Here is a 13,300-nt window from a genome sequence, read left to right as displayed (position 1 = left end):
CGGCTAGATAGCTTAAAAGTGCTGATAATTTAACGTTAGATCAAACTTAGCGCATTCTCTAAATCGGCGATCAAATCCTCTGCATCTTCAATACCTACAGATAAGCGAATTAAACCATCAGTAATACCAATTTCTTCTCTGCGAGCTTTTGGCACGCCAGAATGTGTCATCGCTGCTGGATGTTGAGCTAAGCTTTCTGTTCCACCTAAACTGACTGCAAGTTTTACTAGCTGTAAATTGTCTAACACTTTAAATGCAGCCTCTTCACCGCCTGCTACTTCAAACGAAAATGTTGAGCCAGCGCCAGCGCATTGTTTTTGGTAAACATCAAATTGCGGATCACCCGCTTGTAAAAGGCCAGGGTAATCTATACGCAAGACTTTGTCGTGGTTATTTAAGAACTCAACCACCTTTGCCGCACCGTCATTAGAGGCTTGCATACGAATTTTTAATGTTTCTAGAGAGCGTAAAATAAGCCACGCAGTGTTAGAGTCCATCGTCGTTCCAACACCATTTCTTACTTTTCTAATTTTGCTGATCAGTGCCTTGCTGCCGGAACAGCTGCCACCGATTAAATCAGAATGTCCGCCAACGTACTTGGTTAACGAGTAAAGACATAAATCAGCACCATGAGCGAGTGGCTTCTGCCACAGTGGACCTAACATCGTATTATCAACCGCCAAAACAGGCGCATTGTCTTGCTTTGGCAATGCATCGATAAGCGCTCGACATTTAGCGAGATCAACCAAGTTGTTAGTTGGGTTATCCGGTGTTTCAACAAGTACAACGGAAATATCCCCCAGTGCTTTGGCTTTGTTTAGTGCGTCTTCAATACCAGCAGTACCGTCACTCGACATAAAGCCAACTGCTTTAATACCGTACTGTTTCAAAATGCCATTAATGAGGGTGTCTGTACCGCCATAGATAGGCTCAGAATAGACAATCACATCACCCGGTTTTGATAGTGCCAGTAACACTGTAGAAATGGCTGACATGCCACTGCCTGTAATTAAGCAGTCTTCAGCGCCATCCCATACGGCAATTCTATTTTCAGCAATTTCAATCGTCGGGTTATTGAAACGCGAGTATACTAGACCAGCTTCTTCACCTTCCTTTAGTTGGCGGCGACCTGACACAACATTGAAAAAGTCTTTCCCTTCTTCACTAGAATTAAATACAAAGGTCGATGTTTGGAAATTTGGGCACTTAATTGAGCCCTCTGAAAGCTTGGGATCATAGCCATAACCCATCATGAGAGATTCGGGTTTGAGATCGTGAGCGCCTATGGCTTTTTTCTTATAGTTTGACGGCATAACGCCTCCAATAAATTTGTCCGGTTACACGTGAACGAGCGACTATTTGGCTACTTGAATGACATTGCCGCTTCTTATAACCGCTAATTTTACATGCTTTTCAATTTTTAAGGTGAGTTATTTCAAAAAGCTACACACAAAAAAACCTGCCGAAGCAGGTTTTTAAAACAAATAAGCGATTAGGCTTTTTGCTCAGATAAAGCGGTTTAGTTCAAGGCGCTTTAGTACGAAGTTTATCCGCAATAAACGAGTACCAAAGCAACGTAGAAATTAGCCGCTTAATCAAGCAAAAATTACATCATGCCTGGCATACCGCCCATACCACCCATGCCGCCCATATCAGGCATTGCAGGTGCGCCACCAGCATCTTTAACTGGTGCGTCAGTTACCATTGCTTCAGTCGTTAGCATTAAGCCAGCTACTGATGCTGCGAATTGTAATGCAGAGCGTGTAACTTTCGCAGGGTCTAAGATACCCATTTCTAGCATGTCGCCGTATGAACCGTTACCCGCGTTGTAACCGAAGTTACCTTCGCCGTTGCGTACTTCGTTAAGCACTACTGAAGCTTCGTCACCACAGTTAGCAACGATTTGACGAAGTGGAGCTTCCATCGCGCGGATAGCAACGTTGATACCGTGGTTTTGATCTTCGTTGTCGCCTTTAAGGTCTTTGATCTTGTCAGCTACGCGAACTAGAGCAACACCACCACCAGCTACAACACCTTCTTCAACCGCTGCGCGCGTTGCGTGAAGTGCATCGTCTACACGGTCTTTCTTCTCTTTCATTTCAACTTCAGTTGCAGCACCTACTTTAATTACCGCTACACCGCCAGCCAACTTAGCTAAACGCTCTTGAAGTTTTTCTTTGTCATAATCAGAAGAAGTTTCTTCGATTTGACCACGGATTTGCGCAACACGTGCTTGGATATCAGCTTCTTCACCGATACCGTCGATGATTGTTGTGTTGTCTTTAGAGATAACAACTTTCTTCGCTTGGCCTAAATCTTCTAATGTTGCTTTCTCAAGCTCCATGCCGATTTCTTCAGAAATCACAGTACCTGCCGTTAGGATAGCGATGTCTTGAAGCATTGCTTTACGACGGTCACCAAAACCTGGTGCTTTAACAGCAGCAACTTTTACGATGCCACGCATGTTGTTAACAACTAATGTTGCTAATGCTTCACCTTCAACATCTTCAGCGATGATAAGAAGTGGCTTGCCTGCTTTAGCAACGCCTTCTAACGTTGTAAGAAGTTCACGGATGTTTGATACTTTCTTGTCAACTAAAAGGATGAAAGGGTTTTCTAACTCAACTGCACCGCTTTCTTGGTTGTTGATGAAGTATGGAGAAAGGTAACCGCGGTCGAACTGCATACCTTCAACAACGTCTAATTCGTTTTCTAACGATTGACCTTCTTCTACAGTGATAACACCTTCAGTGCCTACTTTGTCCATTGCCGTCGCAATGATTTCACCAACAGTTTTGTCAGCGTTAGCAGAGATAGTACCTACTTGCTCAATTGCTTTGTTGTCCGCACATGGAGTAGAAATTGCTTTTAACTCTTCAACTGCAGCAACAACTGCTTTGTCGATACCGCGCTTAAGATCCATTGGGTTCATGCCCGCAGCGATTGATTTTAAGCCTTCGTTAACGATTGATTGTGCAAGTACAGTTGCCGTTGTTGTACCGTCACCTGCTTCGTCGTTTGCTTTAGACGCTACTTCTTTAACCATTTGCGCGCCCATGTTTTCGAACTTGTCTTCTAGTTCGATTTCTTTCGCAACTGATACACCGTCTTTAGTGATAGTTGGACCGCCAAATGACTTGTCTAAAACTACGTTACGACCTTTAGGGCCTAAAGTTACTTTTACTGCGTCTGCTAAAACGTTTACACCGTTAAGCATTTTAGCGCGAGCGTCATTACCGAATAATACGTCTTTTGCCATTGTTTTGAATTCCTATATATTTGCGCCGCAATTGTTTGCCACGCATTTAAATGTTGTCTAATGAATAATCGCTATTATTCTACGATTGCTAAGATGTCTGATTCAGAAAGAATCAATACTTCTTCGCCGTCAATTTTTTCAGTTTTAACGCCGTAACCTTCGTTAAAGATAACTTGGTCACCCACTTTTACGTCTAACGCGCGTACTTCACCGTTTTCTAAAATACGGCCGTTGCCAACAGCAACTACTTCACCACGTGTTGATTTCTCAGCAGCGCTACCCGTTAATACGATACCGCCAGCAGACTTTGATTCTACCTCTTTACGCTTGATGATTACGCGATCGTGTAATGGACGAATGCTCATTGATTTTCTCTCCTGAGAATAATGTTTAACAAAATGTTTGATGAAATAAATAGGGCCGTATTTTGGCAATACAACCCTATTAATAAATTTTTTTATTCTGTACGTTCGAACTCACCTTCAATGGTGTTTCCATCATGTTTGCGATCTTGCTGGAACTGACGCTGTGACTCAAATTGTTGTTGAAACGGAGAGTTGCCAAAATCCTGGCTACCACGCTGATGCATTGTGCTCTGGTGCATGGTTGTCACACTTAAATGCTGCTGGACACTTGCTACCAAGCCACGTCGTACAGACGGCACTAACAATGACAATCCAAACGCATCAGTCACGAAGCCAGGCGTTACCAACAAAACACCCGCAACCAATAACAACAAACCAGCCACAATTTCTTCCGATGGCATTTCACCTACAGCCATTTTGTTCTGTAAGTTCTGGATAGTCGCCAAGCCTTGCTGACGCACATTTTTAGCGCCTAACCAGGCAGTGATAATGACGATAGCCACTGTAGGCCAAGCACCAATCACCGCGCCTACTTGCATGAGCACAGCAATTTCAATAATGGGAACAATTACAAATAAGATAAAAAGGACTTTAAACATAGTAAGACTCTACATGGGCGTAACTTTCATATGGTGGCTATTCAAACGATTTCAACCACTGAGTAGCGCTCAAATCGTGCAAAAGTGTAATCAACATGGTAAAAAGTAGCCCAAATATGATCTGTTTACCTGTGCTTGCATGTATCAAATTGTTCTTTGCACGTGCCCTACAATTGATGTTGCTGAATCGCTCGCTGGTTCACTAGTGACCGCGAAGTTGGCAGCTTGCGTGAATATTCAACCTGGAGTGACATCCATCTATCAATGGCAAGGGAAAATAGAGAAAGCGCAAGAATATTTATTAATGATTAAAACAAAGGCTGAATACTTTGAGCAAGTTAGTCGGTCTATAAGCGAACAACATCCTTACGATGTCCCTGAGATTGTTGCTTTAGATATTTCCCAAGGTAACAGTGACTATTTAAATTGGATTTCAGATTCTTTGAAGTAAACACATGAAACAACTTTTAACTCTGCTATTTACGCTGTTAGCACTTTCTACCATTAACCTTGGTTATGCGCAGCAACAAAAATCAATTTTCGACACATCGGCGTCTAGCTTATTTAGCAATGACAACGAGTTTTTGAAAGTAGACGAAGCCTTTATATTTGACTTTCACCAAAACAAAGACAAATTGCTGATTAGCTTTAACGTCAAAGATGGCTACTACCTATATCGCCATCAATTTAAAGTCACACCAGAAAACACTACTATCGGCGATGTTGTTATTCCACAGGGTAAAGAGCACGAAGATGAATTTTTTGGTGTTCAACAGATATTCGAGGAAGATGTAGAGTTCACTGTTCCTATTTTGGAGGCAGGCGAAAATGCTAGTGTGACTATTCGCTTCCAAGGATGCGCCAAGAAAGGACTGTGTTACCCACCAACGACCAAGACAGTAGATTTGTCGAAAGTAGAAGCATCAGCGCCAGCAGACGTGCTGTCTGCACTAAGCGACAACAGCGCGTCTGACACACAAGATAATACAAGCGAGGTGAATACTAGTAGTAGTGAACAGTTTGAATTATTAGACCTGCTTCAAAATGAAAGTTTAGTAGTTACCTTGCTAGCCTTTTTTACAGGTGGATTGCTACTGTCATTCACACCATGTGTATTCCCTATGTATCCGATTTTAACAGGGATTATCGTTGGCCAAGGGGACAATCTTTCGACCAAACGAGCGTTTAGCTTATCGTTTTTTTATGTGCAAGGTATGGCAATTACGTACACGATTTTGGGTATTGTTGTAGCACTAGCTGGCGCGCAATTCCAAGCGATGTTCCAGCACCCAGTCGTATTAATTTTCTTAAGTGTGTTATTCATATTCTTAGCACTTTCTATGTTCGGTATGTTCAACCTAGCCTTGCCATCAAGCTGGCAGAATAAGCTCAATGAAATGAGTAATAAACAGGAAGGCGGCTCCTATACGGGTGTACTGTCGATGGGGGCAATTTCGGGCCTAGTTGCATCTCCATGCACTACAGCACCATTAACAGGTGCACTGATTTACATCTCACAAACAGGTGATATTGCACTTGGCGCTGCAGCATTATATGCATTAAGCATGGGTATGGGCTTACCATTACTATTGTTAGGTAGCTCAGGTGGTAAAATCCTTCCTAAAGCTGGTAACTGGATGACCATTATTAAGAATATCTTCGGTATTTTGCTGCTAGCTGTACCTATATTCTTACTTGAACGTTTTATCCCTGCTGAAGCCTCACAAGTACTTTGGGCATTATTAGTATTGGGTGCAGCGACATACTTTTATGTTGCTAACCAAGATACGAGTAAAAACTTCTGGTTTGGTGTTCGTAGCTTAGTCATATTTATCGCCCTATTCTTTGGTGCCAATAAGCTTTACGAAACAGTTTTCCCAGCTCCGCAAGTCGCAGTGCACTCGGAAAACAATGCAGAGCAGAAGCATTTTGTATTCGTTAAAAACCTCAGTGAGTTAGAGCAAACCATTGCTGACGCTAATGCGAAAGGTGAAACAGTGATGCTTGATTTGTATGCTGATTGGTGTATCGCATGTAAAGAATTTGAAGAGTACACCTTCCCAGCGAGTAACGTGCAAGCTGCGCTAGCGAACACATTATTGGTTCAAATTGATTTAACAGATACAGGATCACCAGAGAGCGTTGAGTTAATGGAACATTTCGACGTGTTTGGCCTACCTTCGATTTTGTTTTTCGATAAGTCAGGTGAAGAAGTCAGTAACAAGCGAGTGACTGGCTTTATGGGCGCGGATGAGTTTGCTGCACACGTTAATACCACCTTTAATTAAACAAAATACCGCTTAAACAACGCCGCTACACAGCGGCGTTTTTGTTGCTATATCACTTCATATTTAGTGAAATAAAATGTGGGCACTTTAGCCCTATGATAGTCATGATAAATACTATATATTGACAGTAATGAAAACGTTGAAACAACTGTTGCTATCGTATTTTCGCGCTGGATTAGGTGAAAACAAACACGACGAACGCTATCGTCGTATGTATGTGGTCAACCTTTTTTCTTTCGTAGGTATGTCGATTACCGGCATGATGGCCATTAATGGGTTGTTTTCACAAGATTGGTTACTTGCAGCTATCCTGTTTATCGCAAGTGGCACCTACCTTTTGGGTTTTTACCTTCAAAAGCGCACAGGCAATATTGACCTTGCCTCGAATATCGTCCTGTATTCTTTAATGATATTAATGATTTACCTAGTCTATTCTGGAGGGGTAAACAATACAGGCCCTTTATGGATATTTATGGTAGCGCCTGTTGCATTGTTCTTACACGGCTTTAAAAAAGGGCTGTTCGATTTAGGCGTATTTCTGATCATTATCTCAATTATTATGTTCTATCCAGACGAGAGATTACTGGCGACAACGTATGATATTGACCATAAAACAAGACTCATCTTATCGTTCCTAACCGTCACTTTTTTATCGGCATTTTATGAACACTCGCGCGAAGAGTCGTACCGGATCACTCTCGAGATCAGCCAAGAATTTGAACGGTTAGCTAAGTTTGATCCCTTGACAAAACTGTCAAATAGACGGGATGCGCTTGAGAAACTAGAGTACGAATTCCACCGCATGAAGCGCACGCAACAGCCCTTTTCCGTGCTACTTTGCGATGTAGACCACTTCAAGTCCATTAATGATCAGTTTGGTCATGAAGGTGGCGATGTCATGCTGAAAGCATTGGCAGACTTGTTTAAACATGAAATTCGAGCGCAAGATACTGTTGCTCGTTGGGGTGGAGAAGAATTTCTATTTATTTTACCTCAAACAGATATAAACCATGCTGCTGCGCTTTGCGAAAAACTACACCAAGCAGTAAGAGACTTTTCCTTAGCCCACAAGAGTGACGTTATTCGCTGTACCGTCAGCTTTGGCATGCAGGAAATCTCGGAGTCTCAATCGATTGTTGAGGCACTACATCACGCTGACCTTGCCCTTTATCAAGCAAAAGAGGCTGGACGCGACCGAACTATGCCTTTAGTCAAAAAGCCACATATTGGAGATTCTGTCTCTACACCTGCCAATTAATCGGTGATTTACCTTGTTGAACAAGTATGTCGTTAGTTTGTGAAAAATGACGACAACCAAAGAAGCCTCTGTGTGCTGATAAAGGAGAAGGATGAGGTGCCGTTAACACAGCATGTTTTTGCGTATCTATCGACTTACCTTTTTTCTGTGCGTGTGAACCCCATAATAAGAAAACCACGCCTGAACTATGTTCACTGATTTTCTCAATAACGCGATCAGTAAATTGTTCCCACCCTAGGTGTTTATGCGAATGCGCTTGTCCAGCCTCAACCGTTAATACGGTATTAAGCAGCAACACACCTTGCTCTGCCCACCCTTGCAAATAACCGTGCTCTGGAATGTGAAACCCGTCAATATCCTTCGCAAGCTCTTTGTACATATTGGCAAGCGATGGAGGAGGCTTAATACCGGGTTTGACAGAAAAGCACAGCCCGTGAGCTTGGTCAGGGCCGTGATAGGGATCTTGGCCAATAATCACGACTTTTATCTGATCAAAAGCTGGTACACGAAAAGCGTTAAAGACCTCTTCTTTCGGCGGGTAGACAGTAATACCCTCGCTCCGGCGTTGCTCTACGTATTCGAGTGTATCAATGAAGTAAGGCTGCTGTTTTTCAACAGCGAGTAAATCAGTCCACGAGGTCATAATCAGCTTAATTATCGGCAGGTTTTTTTACTTGTGTTTTCCAGTAACCGTCATCAATTTTCTCATCAACAAAATCAATAACATCTTTTTCTGGGATCGGTTTAGAGAAATAGTAACCTTGAACGATATCACAGTCGTTGATGGTTAAACTGCGCAGTTGTGCACTACTCTCGACGCCTTCGGCCACCACTTTCAAGCGCAGGTTTTTCACCATGGCGATGGTCGACATGATAATTTGGTAATCAGAGTCATTCTCCAACATACCAAACACAAAACTCTTGTCGATCTTAATGACGTCTACTGGCATTTTTTTCAAATAGGCGAGCGATGAGTAACCTGTGCCAAAGTCATCGATGGCAAAGGTAAAGCCAATATCTTTCAAGCGTTTCATGACATCAATTGCGCGATCAATATCTGAAACGAGTGTTTGCTCTGTTAACTCTAATTCAAAGTATTTCGCTGGCATGTTGAAGCGACGCATCAATTGACGTAAATAATCATTCAAATTGGGGTCAAGAAACTGCATTGCTGATAAATTGATAGCAATAGTAAAGTCTTTTAATCCATGCTCTTTGTACTCAACCGCAAGTTCAAAACAACGACGCATCACCCAGTAGCCCAGCTCTATCATATACTCTGAATTTTCTAAAATCGGAATAAATTCATCTGGCGGGATCATTCCCCGCTCTGGGTGATACCAGCGTAAAAGGGCTTCAAAACCAACTAGCCGTTTGGTTTTTGCCTCTAACTGTGGCTGCATGGCTAAGCTGAACTGTTTCTTCAGTAGTGCCTGTCTTACTTCCCCTTCAATCGCCACACGCTGTGCAACACGAGTGAATAATTCTGGGCGGTAAATGTGGTATTGCGCGCCACCGCTTTTCTTAGCCTCATACATAGCAATGTCTGCAAAACTAACAAGATCATCTGCGCGAATACTCTCATTATCACTGTAAACAATACCAATACTGGTGGAAACGTAGAAAATACTTGAATCTATTTTTATTGGTGCTTTGAAGCGATTAAGGATATCTTCCGCCACGATAATCGCGTCTTCAACCGACTTTATTTGGTTTAGAATGACGACGAACTCGTCACCACCAAAACGACACGCCATATCCACTTTGCGAATACTGGTTCTTACACGATTTGCAGCTTCTTCGAGTAAGCGATCACCTTCGCCATGTCCATGACTATCATTTACCTTTTTAAAGTCATCTAAATCGAGAAAGAGAATACCCAATCCACCTGGGGAGCGATGTAAATTAGCAACTAATTTTTTTAGCTGTAAATTGAGCATATTGCGATTTGGCAGACCTGTTAATAAATCGTACATCGCAATATTTTCGAGCTCTTTCGTTTTCTGCTCTACTTCAATATTCAATTGCTCTAGTTCAAAGCTAAGCTCTTGTGCTGAATTCGCCAAAATATCGAGCTCGTCTACAAACAAACTACGTCTCGTCAATGGCACCTTACGGAATTCGATAAATTCTTTCTGCGCGAGCATCGGTAATGCGTTTGACAAGTTAATGAGACGGCGTGTAAATGGATTAGTGATAAAGAATACGAGGATAGCAAACGCTAAAAATATTAATAACTCTGTGATTAAAAAGTACTTTCTATAGTCTTCGTTACTCTTTTTTACATCACTTAAATCGTCAAATATCACTAAGAAGTAACTCAGCTTTTCGTAGCGAGCCAAACGCATGATATTCATCAGGTAATGCTTATCGTCAATAGAAAATTCTAAACCGTTGTTGAGTATGTTCAGCGTATCCGATGGTGGATAACCTTGATTAAATAGCGATTCAGCAAGCGATTTATCTGATGCCGAAATAATATTAGCTGCGCCTAATTGCAACTCACGCGTACTGGGCATACTGATCACAGCGACATCACTGCTCAAACTTTTGTTTAACGAAAAAATGACGTCTATGAGCGAGGCTGACATAGTAATAACCGCTATCTGCCCATTCGCATTTATAACAGGTACGCTGGTGTATAACTGACAATCATTTTCACAATGGATAGAACTGAAAGGCTCTTGAAGTTTTAACACTTCCCCTACATGCTCCCTCACCAGGCGAGGCGTAAAATCAGGCGATAACCATAGTGTTTGAAAGTTCTCATCGACAAGCCAAAGCTTTTCTACATTCAAATGCAACTGCAAGGCGTAAAATTGTTCCGCAACCGCTCCCATTAATGTATCGAAACTTTCTTGTTCAGCAACGCCAACAATGTCTGAGAAAGACTCCACCCAAATGCGAAGTTGGTTGTCCAGCCCTTCCTTTTCCAAATTGAACTGGCTAACACTTAGTGCGTGTTTATCATCTTGAAACTGGTCAAATTCGTCTTGTAAGCGCCAAAGAGATAACGTCGAAAAGCCTGCACTCATCAACAGCAATGTGCCTACGATAAGGCTCAGTAGTTTGACGGGTACACTTACAAACGTTTTTGCCATGTGATTAGAACCAATAAATCAGCTGAGCTGCCCATAACTGCCAATGTGCTTCATCATTAAGTTGCACGTTAGGCACCACTACAGGTGTTAAACGCGCCGTACCTTCATACCAATGATGTTCAATCTGCAAACGTAAATTTGATGCTAAATCTATTTCCGCGCCTAACACGAAGTCATGTTGATAGCCGAAATAATGAGGCAATAAACCGCCAGATATTTCTTCTAGCTCACTGCCGTTTCTATCATCTTTGTTAGACCAAAATTTCTCAAACCGTGCCAGTAGACGCGTATTATCTTGCCACTTATACCGAGATTGAAGAAAAAATCCTTGCCCAATATTGTCTTGTTTAAAGTCAGGAAAATAAAAACCTTTGAGCAAAAAACGCTCTTGAAGTAATTCAGTTGAGAACTCCCAACGCTCGCCCTCATAAATAGCGTTAAACGTGTAACGCTGGAGCACGATATCATTATCAAAAAAGGTGTCATTTTCGCCTTGGTCGTAACTAAAGTCGCTATCTAGTAACGATGCGCCAAATCGCCATTGCGTATCATTAGGACGCCAGAATAAGCTTGTTTGAATGTCACGATCATGGCTCATATCGCCTGTGGCAAACTCACCCAATATAATTTTTGTTTGTTTATCCGAAATATCAGATGTGCCGTAGCTTAAATTAAAGTCAAACTCGCCAAACTGTTCCGTAGCAAAAGAGTACGTTAATGCGACACCGTCACCGCCGACAGCAATATCTCTAAACCCATCAAAATAAATTGATTGCGGCAATACAATAGACGGACGCGTCATTGGCACATCACGGGTACTTGAATAAAGCCAGTTGTAGTTTTTGTACCGGCCTAAATAAATATGAAGTTCTTCATCAAGATTTTGAAACACAGCCCAATCGATAAGAGCATAATCAATGCGCGCGCCTTCAGCGTATCGGTTACCACCGTTCAGGTATACCGCTTGTCCTGCAAAACGAAGGTTTTCACTGAATTGATAAGAAGTATTAATACCGATTTCCGTCAGTTCACCTGAAATATCGCCATCGTCATTAACAAAGTCGCTGCCACTAGACTGAGCAACACCTTGCGCGACAAATCCATGGACTTGAAGATTTCGGCTTTCTTCAGCTGCCCAGGTTGCTCCAGCAAAAGTGGTCACTGTAATCGCTGCGATCATTCGCACAACAAGAAAGAAGTTATTCTTTAATTTCAACAACATGCAGGCCTCCTTCTTGCGTGATGTTTTCTCCATACCCAATCGCACCAGGGGTTTCTCTAACTTCCTTGAGCAAGGTTTCATAGTCTTTGACAACGATAGGAGCAGTGCCGACGCCCGAAAACGTCATTTTGTTCCAGATACGGTCCAACTGATAAGGGAAAATTTTTAACACTTCTTTTGAAAAGCGTTTATGGAGAGGATGAGAGCTTTCTAAAACGAAAACGACGATGGGTTGACCATTTGGCCACTTGGTCACTCGTTTCGAGAAAATACGTCTTAGCTCTAATTTGGTATAGGCAGATTTTTCAACAGAGGGATGAGTGATGGCACTAACTTCGCTGCCAAGCGCTTTGAGCGACAGCAAAAGACATACTGTAAAAATGGCTAACTTGTTAATAACAACGTCCTTGTATACTTCGTCATTGATATAATGCTTACTGCAATCAACACTACAAAAAACTGAATTTAGTAACCGGTCCCCAACCACAATCTTATGTATTTCATACATATAACGTGATCCGTTCCCGTTAATTGTAGACAAATACCCGCCCACATCAAAGAAATTTTCATGAACAAATTGCACCAATAAGTGATTAGACCAGTATTTTGCTGCGAATTTCGTCGATATAGCTATAATATTCTTCAATTTGATATTAAATGTAGTTTTTTGTTAATTGCTGTTTGTTTTTTAACTAGTGTATGCCACTATCAATGAACAACTACAAAATTAACAACACGATTAAAGAATATGTCTGCAAAGTTTAACGTTTTAGTACTTAATGGCCCAAACTTAAATATGTTAGGGAAGCGTGAGCCTGAGATTTATGGCGCTAAGACGCTGGACGCCATTCACACAGAACTCGTAGAACATGCAGCAAAGCGTGGTATTGCACTTGAATGTTACCAGTCAAACGCTGAAGCTGATTTGATAAATAAAATTCACCAATCTTTTGAACAAGTTGACTACATCATTATCAACCCTGCTGCTTTCACCCACACCAGCATCGCACTCAGAGACGCATTACTTTCAGTGAATATTCCATTTATTGAAGTACATCTATCAAACGTACATGCGAGGGAGCCTTTTAGGCATCACTCATACCTGTCTGATATAGCCAAGGGCGTGATTTGTGGTTTAGGGACTCAGGGATACTTTTTCGCGCTTGATGCTGCTATTTCAGCATTAAGTTCTCACAACGAATAATTAA

At 41.9% G+C, this 13,300-nt stretch carries 12 protein-coding genes; 4 read left to right on the top strand and 8 right to left on the bottom strand.

Features of this window, described 5'->3' with window-relative positions:
- Nucleotides 1–35: 35 nt before the first annotated feature.
- The 4 genes from ACFSJY_RS15475 to ACFSJY_RS15460 form a co-directional block, all read right to left on the bottom strand.
- Entirely contained in the window at nt 36–1,313 is a 1,278-nt protein-coding gene (locus ACFSJY_RS15475; RefSeq protein ID WP_386036212.1) for a cystathionine gamma-synthase family protein, read from the bottom strand.
- Between the two features lie 293 nt (nt 1,314–1,606).
- Complete coding sequence (gene groL, locus ACFSJY_RS15470) at nt 1,607–3,259, bottom strand: chaperonin GroEL (protein ID WP_386036209.1); 1,653 nt, start codon at nt 3,257–3,259, stop codon at nt 1,607–1,609.
- Between the two features lie 74 nt (nt 3,260–3,333).
- On the bottom strand, nt 3,334–3,624 hold the full coding sequence (locus ACFSJY_RS15465) for a co-chaperone GroES (protein WP_206483261.1): 291 nt from the start codon (nt 3,622–3,624) through the stop codon (nt 3,334–3,336).
- A 92-nt stretch (nt 3,625–3,716) separates the two neighbouring features.
- On the bottom strand, nt 3,717–4,223 hold the full coding sequence (locus ACFSJY_RS15460; protein ID WP_386036204.1) for an FxsA family protein: 507 nt from the start codon (nt 4,221–4,223) through the stop codon (nt 3,717–3,719).
- 139 nt (nt 4,224–4,362) lie between these two features.
- Between ACFSJY_RS15460 and cutA the strand changes: the two genes are divergently transcribed.
- The 3 genes from cutA (at nt 4,363) to ACFSJY_RS15445 (ending at nt 7,769) form a co-directional block, all read left to right on the top strand.
- Nucleotides 4,363–4,674 (top strand): divalent-cation tolerance protein CutA, encoded by a 312-nt coding sequence (cutA, locus tag ACFSJY_RS15455; RefSeq protein ID WP_386036201.1) that lies wholly within the window; start codon nt 4,363–4,365, stop codon nt 4,672–4,674.
- A gap of 4 nt (nt 4,675–4,678) precedes the next feature.
- Nucleotides 4,679–6,511 carry a protein-disulfide reductase DsbD gene (locus ACFSJY_RS15450; protein ID WP_386036198.1) on the top strand — a complete coding sequence of 611 codons (1,833 nt, stop codon included), beginning with the start codon at nt 4,679–4,681 and terminating at the stop codon, nt 6,509–6,511.
- Between the two features lie 130 nt (nt 6,512–6,641).
- Entirely contained in the window at nt 6,642–7,769 is a 1,128-nt protein-coding gene (locus ACFSJY_RS15445; protein ID WP_386036195.1) for a GGDEF domain-containing protein, read from the top strand.
- Here ACFSJY_RS15445 and ung read toward each other — a convergent pair.
- From ung to ACFSJY_RS15425, 4 genes are read right to left on the bottom strand one after another with little or no spacing between them, the layout of a single operon-like run.
- Nucleotides 7,753–8,412, bottom strand: a complete 660-nt coding sequence (ung, locus tag ACFSJY_RS15440) for a uracil-DNA glycosylase (RefSeq protein WP_386036192.1) — start codon at nt 8,410–8,412, stop codon at nt 7,753–7,755. The two genes, ACFSJY_RS15445 and ung, sit on opposite strands and share 17 nt — an antisense overlap.
- 7 nt (nt 8,413–8,419) lie before the next feature.
- Entirely contained in the window at nt 8,420–10,870 is a 2,451-nt protein-coding gene (locus ACFSJY_RS15435) for a bifunctional diguanylate cyclase/phosphodiesterase (RefSeq protein ID WP_386036189.1), read from the bottom strand.
- 4 nt (nt 10,871–10,874) lie between these two features.
- The gene (locus tag ACFSJY_RS15430; RefSeq protein ID WP_386036186.1) at nt 10,875–12,092 is read right to left on the bottom strand and encodes a hypothetical protein; all 1,218 of its coding nucleotides are present in this window, start codon (nt 12,090–12,092) and stop codon (nt 10,875–10,877) included.
- Complete coding sequence (locus ACFSJY_RS15425; protein ID WP_386036183.1) at nt 12,070–12,633, bottom strand: hypothetical protein; 564 nt, start codon at nt 12,631–12,633, stop codon at nt 12,070–12,072. The genes ACFSJY_RS15430 and ACFSJY_RS15425 overlap by 23 nt, the downstream gene beginning before the upstream one ends.
- A gap of 207 nt (nt 12,634–12,840) precedes the next feature.
- Between ACFSJY_RS15425 and aroQ the strand changes: the two genes are divergently transcribed.
- The gene (gene aroQ, locus ACFSJY_RS15420; RefSeq protein WP_386036180.1) at nt 12,841–13,296 is read left to right on the top strand and encodes a type II 3-dehydroquinate dehydratase; all 456 of its coding nucleotides are present in this window, start codon (nt 12,841–12,843) and stop codon (nt 13,294–13,296) included.
- The last annotated feature ends 4 nt before the right edge of the window (nt 13,297–13,300 follow it).

It is taken from the genome of Thalassotalea euphylliae, assembly GCF_042682785.1.
GTDB classification, from domain to species: Bacteria; Pseudomonadota; Gammaproteobacteria; order Enterobacterales; family Alteromonadaceae; genus Thalassotalea_F; species Thalassotalea_F euphylliae.
This window is presented reverse-complemented; position numbering and strand designations above follow the sequence as displayed.